This window comes from Mycobacterium sp. GA-1199 (assembly GCF_001500045.1).
Taxonomy (GTDB): domain Bacteria; phylum Actinomycetota; class Actinomycetes; order Mycobacteriales; family Mycobacteriaceae; genus Mycobacterium.
In genome coordinates this window covers 60,972-76,523 of sequence record NZ_LQIX01000007.1, presented here as the reverse complement: position 1 = coordinate 76,523, position 15,552 = coordinate 60,972, and the positions used below count along the sequence as shown (strand labels likewise).

Sequence of the window (15,552 nt, the reverse complement as noted above, 5' to 3'; positions counted from 1 at the left end):
GTGACGGCTCCCATCTGGATGGCTCTCCCTCCGGAGGTCCACTCGGCGATGCTGAGCAGCGGACCCGGTCCGGGGTCGCTGCTGTCGGCGGCGGGGGCGTGGCAGTCGCTGGCGGCTGAATACTCCTCTGCAGCAGCCGAGTTGACCGCTGTGCTGGGTTCGGTCCAGGGCGGCGCATGGGAAGGGCCCAGCGCCGCCCAGTATGTGGCCGCGCATACGCCGTACCTCGCGTGGTTGGCACAGGCCAGCGCGAACAGCGCGGCCGCCGCGGCGCAGCACGGGGCCGCCGCCGCGGCTTACACCACCGCGGTGGCCACCATGCCGACGATGGCCGAGCTGACGCTCAACAAGTCCACCCACGCCGTATTGCTGGCCACGAACTTCTTGGGCATCAATACGATTCCGATCGCGTTGAACGAGGCCGACTACGTGCGGATGTGGATTCAGGCCGCGACGACGATGAGCACCTATCAGGCGGTGTCGGGTGCAGCGGTGGCGGCGACGCCGATGACGTCGCCGGCGCCTTTCGTGTTGAAGCCGGGCATGGGTGAGGCGGGGTCCGCCGCCGCCGACGTGCAGCAGGCCGCGGCACTGGCCACCGCCGCCGACTCCGGTGGCGCACGAAACATCGCCGACTCCATCGCGGACCTGTTGCGCGAGATCATGAGATTCTTCGAGGACTTCTTCGAATCGATCCTCAACTTCGCGCGACAGTTCTTCGGCAACGTCCTGGATTTCCTCAGCGACTTCCTGAACGGCTTCTTCGGGTGGCTCTTCAACCCGTCGTCGGGACTGATCCTGTTGTTCGTCCTCTATCAGGCGATCACGCAGCCGCTCGGCTGGGCCACGTGGTCGATGATCTTCAGCGCGCCGATCTGGTTGCCGCTGTTGATCGGTCTCATCGTCCAGTCGCAGACACCGGAGCCGGTTCCGGCCGCCGCACCCGAGCCTGCGCCTGCCCCCGCCCCTGCGCCCATCCGGCCCGTCGCGGAGCCGCGCGCGGAATCGCTTCCGCCGGTAGCCGCCGTGGCGCCGACGGTTCCGGCCGCTCCGGCTGCTCCCGCGGCTTCGGTGGCTGCGGGCGCGGCTCCCGCGGGTGCCGCCCCGGCGCCCGCTGCGGCTCCGGTGGTTCCGTACGCGGTTGCCGGCCCGGACCCCGAAGACGGTGTCTCCCCGACCTTCCGCGAGGGCACCGGCTTGAAGGCGCCGGCATCGGACATCGCGGCGTCGGCCGCCGCCGCTGCCGCCGCGTCGTCGCTGGCCAAACGCAAGGCGCGCCGCAAGCGACCGGAGCCGGTCCATCAACGCCAGTACGCCGATGCCTACATGGATTACGAACCCGACGAGCCGGAGGACGCGGCCCCGCCGCGCGAAACGGTCCGGCGCCCGCATGTCGCAGCATCGGAAAAGGGCGCGGGCGCAGTGGGTTTCACCGGCGCAGCGACCAAGTCCGAGGCCGAGCAGGCCAGTGGGCTGACCGAGCTAGCCGGCGACTCCTTCGGCGGCGGACCCACCGAACCCATGCTGCCCAGCGACTGGGATCACAAGGGGGGAGAAAACGACTGAACCGAGCTGACCGAAACCCATTCCGGCAAAACATAATCCGAAAGGAACATCCATGAGCCTCCTGGACGCTCACATCCCACAGCTCGTGTCATCCGAGGCGGCGTTCTCGGCGAAGGCCGCGCTGATGCGCAGCACCATGGCGCAGGCCGAGCAGGCAGCGCAGTCTGCACAGGCATTCCACATGGGCGAATCCTCCGCGGCCTTCCAGGCAGCGCACGCGCGCTTCCTCGAGGTCTCCGCGAAGGTCAACATGCTGCTCGACATCGCGCAGGCCAACCTGGGCGACGCGGCGGGTACCTACGTGGCGCAGGACGCCGCGGCGGCCAGCACCTACACCGGTATCTGAACTTCGAACTGACCTAGACCTAAAGGGAGAACCTGATGTCTCAGATCATGTACAACTACCCGGCGATGCTGGCCCATTCGGGTGAGATGGCCGGATATGCGGGCGCACTGCACGCCGTCGGCGCCGACATCGCCAGCGAGCAGGCTGCTTTGGCCGGGGCCTGGCAGGGTGACACCGGCACGACCTATCAGGCGTGGCAGGCGCAGTGGAACCTTGCCCTCGAGGAGCTGGTGCGCGCATACCGCGCGATGGCCGCCACCCACGAGCAGAACACCATGACGATGAGCGCCCGGGACCAGGCCGAAGGCGCCAAATGGGGTGGCTAACCGACGGTGGCAGTTAACGCAGTCGAGCTGACCGCGGAGCAGGCCTGGTTCGTCGCCGACGCGTCGGGGGCGGGAAGTTACCCCTGGGTGCTGGCCATCACCTCGCCCTACAGCGACCACGCGCAGCGGGCGGCATTCGAGGACAGGTTGTCGGCCGAACTGGTCGAGATGGGCGTGATGACGGCCGACGGCGCCGTCGAACCCCATGTTCGGCAATGGGTTACGGCGACATGCCGGCCCCGGCGGTGGCTCGAACTCCGGTTTGTGCGCGGCTCGGGCAAGATGCTGCGCGGGCATGTCGCGCGCCGCGGCGACGAAACCGTCGTCGCGCTGCGCGGCGGCGGCCTCGTCACCCTCAGCGCGTTGGAGGTGGACCATCCGCAGGCCTTGGTTCCCATCCTGACCGCCGGTCTGTCGGGGCGTCCGCCGGCCCGATTCGACGAGTTCGCGATTCCCGCGCGCATCGGCGCGCGCGCGGACGAACAGCTGCGCAACGGCGCGACGCTGGACGACGTGATCGAGTTCCTCGGCGTCCCGCCGAGCGCACGTGCGGTCGTCGAGGCGGCCTACGCGACGGACCGCAGTTATGTGGAGATCGTGGCCGGTGACCACCGAGACGGCCACCGCGTGAGCACCGAGGTCGGCGTCAGCGTCGTCGACACCCGCGAGGGCAGGGTTCTCGTCTACCCGGTGAAGGCGTTCGACGGCGAATGGGTCTCGACCTTTACGCCCGGCACGCCGATGGCCATCGCCACCGCGGTCGAGCGGCTCACCGCAACGCTGCCCGACGGGGCGTGGTTCCCCGACCTGAGATTGACCCGAGACTTCGACTCCCACCAGAGAACGGAACACCAATGGCAGACAGTTTGAGCGGCGCGACGGCGTCGTTGGCGGACCCGGCCCCGTCCCGGTCGATGCCGATCGTTCGCGTCGCGGTGCTCGCCGCGGGCGAGGCGGGCGGTCGAGTCACCGACATGGCGTTACCGACCGAGCTCCCACTGCGCGAGATCCTGCCCGCCGTGCGGCGGATGGCGATGCCCGCCGACGAGGAGTACGGCGATGCCACCCCGGTGGTGCTGTCACTGGCACCGGTCGGCGGTGCGCCGTTCAGCCTCGACGCGACGTTGGACACCGTGGGTGTCGTCGACGGTGATCTTTTGGCGCTGCAGCCGCTTCCGGCCGGCCCGGCGGCACCGCGGATCGTTGAGGACATCGGCGACGCGGCCGTCATCTTCTCGGCTGCCCGCGAGAAGCCCTGGGGCGCGGCGCATATCGCGCGTGGTGCGGCCGCGGCGGTGATCACGCTCATCGTGATCGCCACTGGGTTTGCCGCGGTGCACAGCGAAATCGTCGGTGGCTTCGCCGGTCTCGCCGTGGCAAGCGGCGCGGCGGCGCTCACGGTGCTGGCGGCCCTGCTGACGTGGGGCCGTTCACCCCGGCTCGGCACGGCGTTGGCCGTGACGGCGCTCGCGCCCATCGCGGTTTCTCTCGCGCTCGGCGTGCCCGGCGAGTTCGGGCCGTCACATGTGCTGCTCGCCGCCGCGGGCGTGACCGCCTGGTCGATCGTCAGCATCGTTGTCGCCCAACGGGCCATCGCGGTGTTCACGGCCGCCACCGTCGTCGGTGCCGGTGCCCTGATCACGGCGGGGGCCGCGACGATCTGGCATCTGAACCATCTCGTCGTCGGGTCCGTGCTTGTGGTGCTTGCGCTGGTGGTCACGGTCCAGGCGGCCCAACTCTCGGCATTGTGGGCGCGGCTGCCGATGCCGGTCATTCCGGCTCCGGGCGACCCAACCCCGGCGCCGCACCCGATGAAGGTGCTCGCCGATCTGCCGCGCCGAGTCCGGATCAGCGATTCGCATCAGACCGGCTTCATCGCCGGCGGTGTGTTGCTGTCCACCGCAGGGGCGTTGACACTGGCTGCGCCCCAAGGTGTGTCGCCGTGGGCGTGGTACGTCGTGGCTGCCGTGGCACTCGGATCGGTGCTGCGGGCACGTGTGTGGGATTCCGCTCCGTGCAAGGCGTGGTTGCTGAGCCAGCCTTTCCTGCTGGCGATCTCGTTCATGGTCGTGTTCAGCGTCGAGGACCGCATCAGCGCCGCATGGTGGGCACTGGTGGCGCTCGTCGGCTTGACGGTGGTGTGGGTGATCGTCGCGGCGTTCCCGCGGGTCGCCTCCCCGGACACCTACTCGCTGCCCATGCGTCGCCTGGTCGGGTTCCTGGCCTCCGGCGTCGACGCGTCGCTGATCCCGGTGCTGGCCTATCTCGTCGGGCTGTTCGCCTGGGTGCTCAACCGATGAGGCATCGGTGATGCGCGACCGGTTGCGCACTGTACTCGCCGCCACGGCCTCGGTGGCCGTCGTGGGTATGAGTTCCCCGGTCGCACAGGCGATGACGCCACCTCAGGTGGATCCGGCGGTGCCACCCCCGTCGGGTGCCGCCGGGCCCGTCCAGCCGCAGTCACAACGCGGACCGTGTGTCAGTGCGGGTGTGTTGCCCGGTAGCGACCCCGGTTCGCCCAGCCCCAATCAACAACTGCTCAACCTCGAGGGCGCGTGGGAGTACAGCCGCGGGGACGGACAGCTCGTGGCGGTCATCGACACCGGCGTCACACCCGGGCCCCGGCTGCCGAACGTGGATCCCGGCGGAGATTTCGTCGAGTCGACCGATGGGCTGAGCGATTGCGACGGCCACGGGACGCTGGTGGCCGGGCTGATCGCGGGCCAGCCGGGGGCCGACGGGTTCTCCGGGGTGGCGCCCGGTGCGCGCGTGCTGGCTATCCGGTCGACGTCGTCGCGGTTCTCCCCGCGCGAGACCGGCGGGGATCCGGCGACGGCACGTGTCGCGCTCGACGTGGCCACCCTGGCCCGTGCGGTTGTCCGTGCGGCGGACCTGGGTGCGCGGGTCATCAACATCTCCGCTGTCACTTGTCTGCCCGCCACGGAGAACCTCGACCAGAACGAACTCGGGGCGGCCTTGCGGTATGCCGCCGTGGACAAGGATGCGGTGATCGTCGCGGCCGCGGGCAACAACAAGATGGGACTGAACCCGGGGTCGGCATGTCCGTCGAACCCGTTGTCGGATCCCGGCCGCCCGGAGGACCCTCGCAACTGGGCCGGGGTGACGTCGGTGTCGATACCGTCGTCCTGGCAGCCGTATGTGCTTTCGGTGGGTTCGCTCGACACGGCCGGGCGGCCATCGGATTTCACGATGGCGGGCCCGTGGGTGGGAATCGCCGCACCCGGGCAGGACATCGCCTCGGTGAGCAACGGTGACGGCGGCGGCCTCGCCAACGCGCTGCCCGATGAGAGGGGCCGGCTGTATCCGCTGAACGGATCGAGCTTCGCGGCCGCTTACGTGTCCGGCGTTGCGGCGTTGGTGCGCAGCCGGTTTCCCGAGCTGACCGCCGAACAGGTCAGGGATCGGCTCACGGCCGGCGCGCAGGGGGCGGCGAGAGCGCCGTCGAACCTGACCGGCGCCGGACTCGTCGACCCCGTCGCCGCCCTGACATGGGACGTGACGGCGGCCGTCGCCGGTCACGGGGAGCTCGAGCCCCAGCCCGTCGCCGCACCGCCGCAACCGGCCGCCCCTGATGAGACCCCGAAGGTGGTCGCGTTCGTGGGAACCGGTGTGCTGGCGCTGATCGCAGCCGTCACCGCCGCGGTCGCGGTCCACCGGCGAAGGAACCTAGACAACCAAGCGGAGGCATCGTGACCGTTCGAATTGCGCTGGCGTCGTTGGCCGTCGTCCTGGCGGCCATGGCGTACCCGTGGGAGACGACCACGGACTGGTGGATCTTCGGCATCGCAGTCGCCGTGGTCGTCGTCGTGTTCGCATGGTGGCGGGGCCAGTTCGTGACGAACATGTTCGGCCGGCGGTTGGCGGTGTTTCGACGCAACCACTCAAAGCCTAAGCCGCAGAGTGCGAAGCAGACCACCGTGGTGTTGCGGGTCGAGGACCCGTCGGGACTCGGTGTGCCGTTGGCCCTGGTGGCGAGCTACGTCGAGCGGTTCGGCGTCCGCAGCGAGAAGGTTCGCGTGACCAACCGCGATATGGACGGTGTCCGTACCACCTGGATGAGCCTGACCCTGGATGCCGAGGCGAATCTGGTTGCTCTGCAGGCCCGTTCACCCGAGCTGCCCCTGCGCGAGACCGCCGAGATCGCCGGTCGTCGGCTAGCCGATCACCTGCGGGAGGCGGGTCTCGATGCGGTGCCCGTCGACGACGCGGACGCGCCGCTGATCGGAAAGGGCCGCGAGAAGTGGCGCGGTGTCCACGACGAAGACGGATTCGTGTCGGCATACGGGATTCCGGTCGACGAGCGGCTGGGTGAACGCCTCGACGAGGTGCGGTCCCAGTCGTCGGAGACGTGGACCGCCGTCGAGTTCAGCGGTACGGCGGCGCACCCGACCGTCGCGGCGGTGTGCGCGTTCCGGACACCCGACCCGGTACGCGGGGTCCCGGTGCCGGGACTGGCACCGCATCGCGGGGTTCAGCGGCGGTTACTGACGGCGTTGGATCCCAAAGCCGTTGGCACATTCGAAGTTCCGGCTAAGCCGGTTGCCGTTGATCTGTTGTCTCGGATCGACTGGCCCGCGGGAAATCAGGCCGAGCTCAGCCGAACATGAAATCCTTCATGAAGCGGGTCATCCTGCGCAGGTAGTCCGGCTGGCTGACATGCAGGATGTGGTTGCCCGGGAACCAGTGGAACGCGCAGCGGTCCCAGTGTTCCCAGAGCATCTCGGCCTGTTCCGGCGGAGCCAACCGGTCGCCGAGACCTGTGATGATCAATCGGCGGTCCTTGGGGACCAGCGGGGCGTAGTTGAGCGGTGAGGAGAACAAGGTGGCGCCCCCGGTGAGTTTCGCGTCGGTTCCGGTCAGCAGGTTTCGCAGCCCGACCACCTTGTTGGCGGGAAACCATTCGTCCACCGTCTGATCGGGTGCGACGACAGGGACATTGGGGATCACGGCCTGGATCCGGTCGTCGACGGCTGCGATCAGCGCCGACGTGTACCCGCCGAGCGACATACCGGTCAACGCGATGCGATCGACGCCGGTGAACTCCAGATAGTCGATGACCGAGCGGAAGTCGTGCACCGCCTGGGCCATCGCCTCGGCGAAGCCCGAGAATCCGTTGGCGAAGAACCCGTAGCCGCTGAAAGGAGAGCCTCTTTCCGCGCGGGGACCGTGAAAGGGCATGGTGTACAACAGAACGTCGTAACCGGAACGAAAGAACCACGGTAGCGAGAAGAACAGGCCGTTGAACAGATACGGCGAACCCATGAACCCGTGGATCAGGCACAGGGTCGGGTGCGGCCCGTCGTCGTGGCGCCAGTGCTGGGCGTGAACGACGTTGTTGCGTTCCAAGCCGCTGCACTGCGCGCGCAAGGCCGGGTTGATCGCTTCGAAACTGCTCTCGAAGCGAATGTTCTGAACCTGACCCTTCGCGATCCACTCGGCCAGCGGGTTGGCTGCCCGTGATGCGACCCGGGGCGGTGAAGTGGGCGCGGGAAACGACTGCGCTGGATCCTTCGCCGAGGCCAATTCGGCGTAGAACTGCAGCTGTTCGCGTTCCGCGCGCGATTGCGACCGGCGCAGGCCGCCGGCCAGCGTCGGCAACATCGTCGTCGCGAGTAGCGATGCGATCGCGGTGCGCAAGGCGAGATCCGCCACGGCCGACGAGTCGACGATGAAGCGCTGGCGCAGCGTCAGGTCGGCGCGCCGCGGCAGACCTGCGCTGGCATCTGCTCCGGGAACATCCGGAACAGGTATCGGCGGATCAACCGGGTTTGCCTCCGTATGACTCACTTCCGCATGGTATCCCGATCGGGCGATGTCAAACTGTCGGTATGTGGAACCCCGACACATATCTGACGTTCGCCGACGAGCGTGGACGCCCGTACTTCGATCTGGTGTCGAGGATCGGCGCCGATGCGCCGCGGCGAGTTGCGGACCTGGGTTGTGGGCCGGGCAATCTGACGGCCTCATTGTCCCAACGCTGGCCGCAGGCAAGCATCGAGGCGTTGGACAGCTCGCCGGAAATGGTGCGGGCCGCGCGGGGCAGGGGAATCGACGCGAACATCGGTGACGTCGGCGACTGGGTGCCGAGATCCGATACCGACGTGGTGATCAGCAACGCCACCCTGCACTGGGTGCCCGACCATCCACGCTTACTCGTGAGGTGGGCCGCACAGTTGCCGGCGCGGTCGTGGATCGCGATGCAGGTACCGGGAAACTTCGACGCGCCCTCACATCGCACGGTAGGTGAACTCGTCTCAAGGGACCGGTGGGCGGAACGACTGCACGACTTTCCATTTCGTGGCTCACCGGTGAAGGATCCGGTCGAATATGCAGACCTGCTCGCCGACGCCGGTTGCAGGGTCGACGCGTGGGAGACCACCTATGTGCACGTGTTGACCGGTGAGGACCCGGTGCTGGACTGGATCGCGGGAACCGCGCTACGCCCGGTGCGCGATAGGCTCACCGACACCGAGTGGAACGAGTTCCGCAACGAGTTGACCCCGTTGCTGAACGCGGCGTATCCGAAGCGGAAGGATGGCAGGACGTTCTTCCCGTTCCGGCGCATTTTCGCGGTGGCTCAGGTGAACTGAGCGTCCCGCCTGGCCTTGAGCAGATCGATCACCTGCTTGACCAGATCGTCGACATTCGCTTCGGTGGTGTCAAGCACCAGATCGGGATTCTCGGGTGGTTCGTACGGTGCGTCGATGCCCGTCAGGCCCTTCAGCTCACCCGCGCGGGCGCGGGCATACAGGCCCTTGGGATCGCGACGTTCGCACTCGCCGACCGGGGTGGCCACGTGCACCTCGATAAAGGGCAGTTTGGCGGCATCGTTGAGGGCGCGGGCGGTGTCGCGATCCGACTTCAACGGCGACACCAACGACGCCAGCGCCACCACACCGGCGTCGGCGAACAGTCTCGTGAGATGGCCGACCCGGCGAATGTTTTCGGCACGGTCACCGGCCGAGAACCCGAGGTCGTCGGAGAGCCCGTGTCGGATGTTGTCACCGTCGAGAAGGTATGCCACGTCGCCGGATTCGACGAGCGCGCGTTCGACGGCGACCGCGATCGTCGACTTGCCCGAGGCGGGAAGGCCGGTGAACCAGATCGTCGCCCCGCGTTGACCGGTCGACGACCACCGGTAGTCCCGGTCGAGGGAGGAAGGGTGCCACCGGATGTCGTTGCGTGTCTGCTCGCCGGGCTTGACCTCGCGCAGTTCGATGATCGTGCCCGCGCCGACGGTGTCGTTGGTGGCCTCGTCGATGAGGATGAAAGCGCCGCTGTCCTTGTTGTCGGCGTAGGGGTCGGCGATCACGACCGAGCTCGTGCGAAGTGTGACGTCACCGACGTCGTTGAGCACCAGCTCGACAGGGTTGTCCAGGTCATCGAGCGTCTCGGGATCTAGGCGGCTGTGCAGCGACTGAACGGTTGCGCGGACCGTCTTCGTACCTTGTTTGAGTGCCAGCCGGTCACCCGCCCGCAACGGAGCTTCTCGGAACCAGCACACCGTCGCATCGAGCTCGCGGGCAAGGACGGGCAGGACGGCGTCATCGGATCCGCTGACGAGGACGTCTCCGCGACCGACATCGATGTCGTCGGCCAGCTCCACCGAAACAGACAGCGGCGCAACAGCAACGGTGCGCTCGTCATCGAGAGTGTCGACGAGTGTCACGGTGGATCGGGTACCGGCAGGCAGGATGACGACCGGATCCCCCGCCTGGAGCGTTCCACCGGAGAGCCTTCCGGTGTAGCGGCGACGTTGGTCGGCAGTGGGGCGGGACACCCACTGCACGGGAAGGCGCAACTTGCTCGATTGCGCCTGCGGTGCGCTCAGTTCGATGCTCTCGAGGTATTCAAGCAACGTCGGCCCGTCGTACCACGGTGTGTTGCGGGATCGGCGGACCACGTTGTCGCCGTGCTTGGCCGCGATCGGGACCACCGCGATGTCGATGTTGCCGAGGCGTGCGGAGAGCTGTTGAAGCTGCGTATGCACTTCGGCGAACCGCGACTGGTCGAACTCGACGAGGTCGATCTTGTTGACCGTTGCGACGAAGTGCTTGATTCCCAACAACTTCGCGATGCGGGCGTGCCGGTTGGTTTGACGCAGCACGCCTGCGCGGGCGTCGACGAGCAGGACGGCGACATGGGCGTTCGAGGCACCCGTGAACATATTGCGGGTATAGCGCTCATGCCCCGGGGTGTCGGCAAGGATGTAGCTTCGAGTCTCCGTCGAGAAGAACCGGTAGGCCACGTCGATCGTGATGCCCTGTTCGCGTTCGGCGCGCAAACCGTCGGACAAGGCCGCCAGGTCGGCAATGCCCTCCTCGTCGGTGACGGCGTCGAGGTGGTCGGTCGGCAGGCTGTCGGTGTCGTGCAACAGGCGACCGATCAGCGTGCTCTTACCATCGTCGACCGAGCCGGCGGTGGTGATGCGGAGGAGTTGGCGCGTCATCGACGGTTTCCTTGCTTCTTCGCGCGTTCGCTCATCAGAAATACCCTTCGCGCTTGCGGTCTTCCATGGCGGCTGCCGAGGTGCGGTCGTCGGCTCGCGTCTCGCCGCGCTCCGACACCGTGGCAGCTGAGATCTCGGCGATGACGCCCTCGATGTCGACGGCTCGGGAGCGCACCGCACCCGTGATGGTCAGGTCGCCCACAGTCCGGTAGCGGACCCTTTCGACGGACGCTGTCTCGCCGTCGACGGGTTTGGAGTACTCGGACACCGCGAGAAGGATGCCGTCGCGCTCGAAAACCTCACGTTCGTGGGCGAAGTAGATCGACGGCAGCTCGAGGTTTTCCAACTCGATATAGCGCCACACGTCGAGTTCGGTCCAGTTGCTCAGAGGGAAGACCCTGACCTGTTCGCCCTTCCTGATGCGTCCGTTGTACAGCGACCACGGCTCCGGCCGCTGGGCCCGCGGATCCCACTGGCCGAACTCGTCTCGGAAGGACAGGATCCGCTCCTTCGCGCGGGCGCGCTCCTCGTCGCGGCGGGCTCCGCCGAACGCCGCGTCAAAACGCCCTTCTTCGAGCGCGTCGAGCAGGGTACGGGTCTGCTGACGGTTGCGCGACGCCCCCGGGCCGGGATCAGGCACGCGGCCCTTGTCGATCGACTCCTGCACCGACGCCACCATCAACTTGTGCCCCTCGCCCGTGACTCGGCGGTCACGGAACTCGATGACCTCGTCGAAATTGTGGCCGGTGTCGACGTGCAGGACCGGGAATGGCAGCGGTGACGGGCGAAAGGCCTTCTCCGCGAGGCGAAGAAGTACGATCGAGTCCTTGCCCGCCGAGAACAGCAGAACCGGCCGTTCCAGTTCGGCGACGACCTCGCGGATGATGTGCACCGCCTCGGCCTCCAACAGTCGAAGCTCGTCGACGTGCAGGGTGTCCACTGTCATGTAGGAAGCCCTTCCCTTTCGGCGTCTGCCCGGTACCGGTCGACCCACGCATCTGAGCGTTGGTCGGCCTGCCGCTCGAGAACCGGTTCCGGCGCGAGCCGCCGGTCCTGTCCGAGCGCTTCGAGCACATCGCCCACAATCTGGGAGAGATTGCGCCACAACACCGGGTACGGCACTTCCATCGGCGCGACTCCCTCCTCGGCGAACCAGTTGCGCCAGCCCTCTTCCTGGGCCCGCAGCATCGTCACGACGTGGGCGATGGCGCCGGCGTGGTATTGGGCCCGGGCATCGCGCGCCGGATCGGGCCGGCCCCGCCATACCCGGGTCTGCACCGCCCGCCAGAACGAAACCGCCTGTGAGACCACGTCAGGACGGAAGACATGGATGAGGAACGGGTCGCTACCGATGACGTCCCGGATGGCCGACAACAGGCCGGTACCGGAGCGGTCGGGCAGCCCGCCGGCCCGATCGAGCAGCAGCGGAGTCTGGTTCCACATCAGCTTGCCGCCCCAGATGCCGTTGGGGGTGCGGCCGACCGTGCGGATGTAATCACGCCAGATCTCCGGGGGAGCGAGGTCGGGTTTGCCCTCGTCAAGCGGGTCGAGGAGGCGCAGGATCGACTCGTCGGTCACACCCTCGAACCACTGCCTGGGCTGTGGTGACTGGCTGGTGCTCGGCAGGTACTGAAAGAACTCGCCGGGTTCTCCGGCGACACCCGTCGCGCGCAAGGACTCCACCAGCAGGGTGCTGCCGCTGCGCTGGGAGGCCAGGACGAGATAGGCCCTCGAGGCTGACATGCGCGCAGCTTACCCGCAGGGCAAACATCCGACACCCCAGGAGTTTTCGTTCATGTTGAGCGAAACTATTGGTCGCTGTGGTCGTCCGTGACGCCGCGTTCGGCCGCGAGTGCGGAGCGGCTCGGCAGCTGACCTTGAATACGCAGATATGTTTCGGTGTAGCGCTCCGATATCCGGGTGCCTGCGAACTCCGACGGGATCACATCGTTGGTCTTGACGCGCCAGTCGTTGAGCAGCAGGGCCAGATCGTCGGCGATGGATTCCGCCACGTCCGAGCCGCGTTGGGCCAGAAGGTTGTTCGACTCGTTGGGGTCCGCGCGCAGGTCGTAGAGCTCTCGTTGCGGCCGCTCTGTACGGGTGAGGGGGGTGACGATTCGCCCGGGCGCACTGTCGGCGATATCCAACGGTAGATCGAGAAGCGGGCGCGACGCGTAGTTCTCGATGTAGCTGTATTCCTTGGTTCGGATCGCGCGGATGGGGTCGAAGGAGTCGTGGTAGGTCTTCGTGGTGTACACCTCGGTGCGCACGGGCGGCTCGGGGGAGGCCAGCAAAGCGGCCTTGTGCGAGAGTCCCTCGACGCCGGCTGGTACCTCGACACCGAGGACTTCGAGCAGTGTGGGAAGCAGGTCCACGCCGCTGAACAACTCGTCGTAGACCTTTGGGTGGATGGTTGCGTCGCGCGGTGGGCGCACGATCATCGCGATCCCCGTACCCGCGTCGTACAGCGTCGATTTGGCGCGGGGAAGTGCTGGGCCGTGGTCGGTCATGAACACGACCCAGGTGGTGCGGTCGAGGCCGGTCGCCGAGAGGGTGTCGAGCAGACGGCCGACCGCGGCGTCGGCCACCGATATCGATCCGTAGAACTCGGCGAGGTCCTGCCTGACCTCCGCAGTGTCGGGCAGATATTCGGGGACGTCGACGCCGGTGGCATCGGCCGGTTCATACCTGTCGCGCGGGTACGGTCGATGTGTCTCGAAGAAGCCCGCCGTCAACAGGAACGGCTTCTCGGGCGGCTCGGTCAGCCACCGCGTCGCGTGTTCGACGACGTATTCACAGTAGGAATTCGAGACGTCGTACTCATCGAAGCCAAGCCTGGCGGGGTATGAGGTTTCGTGCTGCATACCGAACAACGCGGTGTGCCAACCAGATTCGGACAGAATCTGCGGCAGCGTACGGACGCCCGCGCGATATTCCCATCCGTGGTGGGCCAGGCCGACGAGTCCGTTGCTCTGGGGATAGCGGCCCGTGAACAACGATCCCCGCGATGGCGAGCAGAGTGGCGCAGTCGCGTGCGCGCGGGTGAACAGAATGCCTTCGGCGGCGAGTTCGTCGAGACGCGGACTCGACACATCGTGGTGGCCGTAGGCGCCGAGATAGCGGCCGAGGTCGTGCCAGTGAACGATCAGCACGTTGTCTCGGCGCCGGTCTGTCACTGCGGATCCTTTCGTCGTCGACATCCCCACTCCAGCGTGCGGGGGCCGATCGGGCAAGCCTTCGGCTCGGTCGGCGCGTTATCCCCAAGTTGGGATTCATCCACAGATGGGTGTTGACCGCTGGTCACACCACCAGCGGGTCGAAAGGTTCGAGCACATGTTCGATGAATTGGTGGCCGCGGCCGGCAGTGCCCGGGGTGCGGGTGCGGTCGGGGCGTGGGCGCGGGTGGAAAACGCCGCCAGCGCATACCGGCTGGCGGCCGCCGCTGACGTGCTCGATCGCCTGATCAGTGAAGCCGGGTCCGTCGATCGTGAGCAGTGGTGCATCGACAACTGGGCGATCGCGGCCGCCGAGGTCGCCGCCGCCCAAGGCGTCTCGCTGGGGGTGGCCTCCCACCAGTTGCTGCTCGCCGATGACCTGCGCCGGCGCCTGCCGGCGGTGAGCGCGGTGTTCGCCACCGGGGCGATCTCCTACCGCACCGTGGCCGCAGTGGCACACCGCAGCCGCCTGGTGCGCGATGCGGGCGCCCTGGCCAAACTCGACGCCGAGCTGGCCGCCCAGCTGACCCAGTGGGGCACCCTGTCCACCGAGCGGTTGCACACCGCCATCGACACCTGCGTGGACCGCTATGACCCCGCCGCGGTGCGGCGCACCGAATACGCCGCACGCGGGCGCCATGTCGATATCCACGACCCCCGCGACGGGTCGGGCACCGTCGCGCTGGAAGCCACATTGTTGGCCACCGACGGCCAAGCCCTCGACACCCGCCTGGATGCGATGGCCGCCGCGGTATGTGCCCACGACCCACGTACCGTTGACCAACGCCGCTCTGACGCGTTGGGCGCCCTCGGCCAGGGCGCCGACCGCCTGGCCTGTGGCTGTGGACGCCCCGACTGCGGCGCCGCGGCGCCGACACCGAGTGCGGTGGTCATGCACATGATCGCGCGCGAAGAGTCACTGACCGATGACACCCCGGCCACGTTGGAAGGGCGCGTGCCCTCCAGCGAGGAGGAGCCACCGTCCGCTCCGGCGGGCACCGACCCGGGCTATTTGATGGGCAAGGGCCTGCTACCGGCCCCGCTGCTGGCAGCCAAGCTGGCCGGCACCGCCACGATCCAACCCGTCATTCATCCCGGGGACGCCGGGCCTGAACCGCGCTACCGCCCCTCAGAGCCGCTGGCGTGGTTTGTGCGCTGCCGCGACATGACGTGCCGGTTCCCCGGCTGTGATGTCCCGGCCACCGACTGCGACATCGACCACAGCGTGGCCTATCCGGTCGGGCCCACCCAAGCCTCCAACCTCAAATGCCTGTGCCGACACCACCACCTGCTCAAAACCTTCGCCGGCTGGCGCGAAGTACAGCACCGCGACGGCATGATCGAATGGACCTCGCGACACGGCCAGACCTACATCACCCACCCTGGCAGCCGGCTGCTGTTTCCCGAACTGTGCCGCCCCACCGCCCCAGCGTTGATCGACCCCAACATCGACACCGCATCCGACGACGCGCGCACCCTGAAAATGCCGCGCCGCAAACAAACCCGAGCCCAAGCCCGAACCCAAGCCATCAACGACGAACGCCGCCACAACCAACCGATCGTCGACGCACAACTCGCCGAACGCAACAAACCCCACCCTTCTAAGAGCGACGGGCGATAGTTGCAGCA

General features: G+C 67.5%; 14 protein-coding genes. 9 read left to right on the top strand and 5 right to left on the bottom strand.

Annotated elements, in window-relative coordinates:
• The 7 genes from AU198_RS06695 to eccE are packed head-to-tail and all read left to right on the top strand — an operon-like array spanning nt 1 to nt 6,866.
• Nucleotides 1–1,566 (top strand): PPE family protein, encoded by a 1,566-nt coding sequence (locus AU198_RS06695; protein ID WP_064346867.1) that lies wholly within the window; start codon nt 1–3, stop codon nt 1,564–1,566.
• Nucleotides 1,567–1,618: 52 nt separating this feature from the next.
• On the top strand, nt 1,619–1,912 hold the full coding sequence (esxG, locus tag AU198_RS06690; protein ID WP_064346865.1) for a type VII secretion system protein EsxG: 294 nt from the start codon (nt 1,619–1,621) through the stop codon (nt 1,910–1,912).
• Between the two features lie 35 nt (nt 1,913–1,947).
• Nucleotides 1,948–2,238: a WXG100 family type VII secretion target gene (locus AU198_RS06685; RefSeq protein ID WP_064346860.1), complete on the top strand. Its 291-nt coding sequence runs from the start codon at nt 1,948–1,950 to the stop codon at nt 2,236–2,238.
• 6 nt (nt 2,239–2,244) lie between these two features.
• Nucleotides 2,245–3,108 (top strand): ESX secretion-associated protein EspG, encoded by an 864-nt coding sequence (locus AU198_RS06680; protein WP_064346853.1) that lies wholly within the window; start codon nt 2,245–2,247, stop codon nt 3,106–3,108.
• On the top strand, nt 3,093–4,538 hold the full coding sequence (gene eccD, locus AU198_RS06675) for a type VII secretion integral membrane protein EccD (protein ID WP_286141439.1): 1,446 nt from the start codon (nt 3,093–3,095) through the stop codon (nt 4,536–4,538). Before AU198_RS06680 ends, eccD begins: the two co-directional genes overlap by 16 nt.
• A 10-nt stretch (nt 4,539–4,548) precedes the next feature.
• Entirely contained in the window at nt 4,549–5,952 is a 1,404-nt protein-coding gene (mycP, locus tag AU198_RS06670) for a type VII secretion-associated serine protease mycosin (protein ID WP_064346851.1), read from the top strand.
• Complete coding sequence (gene eccE / locus AU198_RS06665) at nt 5,949–6,866, top strand: type VII secretion protein EccE (protein WP_064346849.1); 918 nt, start codon at nt 5,949–5,951, stop codon at nt 6,864–6,866. Before mycP ends, eccE begins: the two co-directional genes overlap by 4 nt.
• On the opposite strand, the gene AU198_RS26105 is transcribed toward eccE, so the two are convergent.
• Nucleotides 6,853–8,046, bottom strand: coding sequence for an alpha/beta hydrolase family protein (locus AU198_RS26105; protein ID WP_064346848.1), 1,194 nt, complete (start codon nt 8,044–8,046; stop codon nt 6,853–6,855). The genes eccE and AU198_RS26105 overlap by 14 nt on opposite strands.
• Before the next feature lie 41 nt (nt 8,047–8,087).
• On the opposite strand from AU198_RS26105, the gene AU198_RS06655 reads away from it, so the two are divergent.
• Nucleotides 8,088–8,849: a trans-aconitate 2-methyltransferase gene (locus AU198_RS06655; protein WP_064346845.1), complete on the top strand. Its 762-nt coding sequence runs from the start codon at nt 8,088–8,090 to the stop codon at nt 8,847–8,849.
• On the opposite strand, the gene cysC is transcribed toward AU198_RS06655, so the two are convergent.
• From cysC to AU198_RS06635, 4 genes are all read right to left on the bottom strand, one after another.
• Nucleotides 8,837–10,750 carry an adenylyl-sulfate kinase gene (gene cysC, locus AU198_RS06650; RefSeq protein WP_286141441.1) on the bottom strand — a complete coding sequence of 638 codons (1,914 nt, stop codon included), beginning with the start codon at nt 10,748–10,750 and terminating at the stop codon, nt 8,837–8,839. The genes AU198_RS06655 and cysC overlap by 13 nt on opposite strands.
• The gene (gene cysD, locus AU198_RS06645; RefSeq protein WP_064346842.1) at nt 10,743–11,654 is read right to left on the bottom strand and encodes a sulfate adenylyltransferase subunit CysD; all 912 of its coding nucleotides are present in this window, start codon (nt 11,652–11,654) and stop codon (nt 10,743–10,745) included. Before cysD ends, cysC begins: the two co-directional genes overlap by 8 nt.
• Nucleotides 11,651–12,451 carry a trehalose 2-sulfotransferase gene (gene stf0, locus AU198_RS06640; RefSeq protein WP_064346840.1) on the bottom strand — a complete coding sequence of 267 codons (801 nt, stop codon included), beginning with the start codon at nt 12,449–12,451 and terminating at the stop codon, nt 11,651–11,653. Before stf0 ends, cysD begins: the two co-directional genes overlap by 4 nt.
• A gap of 65 nt (nt 12,452–12,516) precedes the next feature.
• Nucleotides 12,517–13,884 (bottom strand): sulfatase family protein, encoded by a 1,368-nt coding sequence (locus AU198_RS06635; RefSeq protein ID WP_064346839.1) that lies wholly within the window; start codon nt 13,882–13,884, stop codon nt 12,517–12,519.
• 157 nt (nt 13,885–14,041) lie between these two features.
• On the opposite strand from AU198_RS06635, the gene AU198_RS06630 reads away from it, so the two are divergent.
• Nucleotides 14,042–15,544, top strand: a complete 1,503-nt coding sequence (locus tag AU198_RS06630) for an HNH endonuclease signature motif containing protein (RefSeq protein ID WP_064346947.1) — start codon at nt 14,042–14,044, stop codon at nt 15,542–15,544.
• Nucleotides 15,545–15,552: the final 8 nt, after the last annotated feature.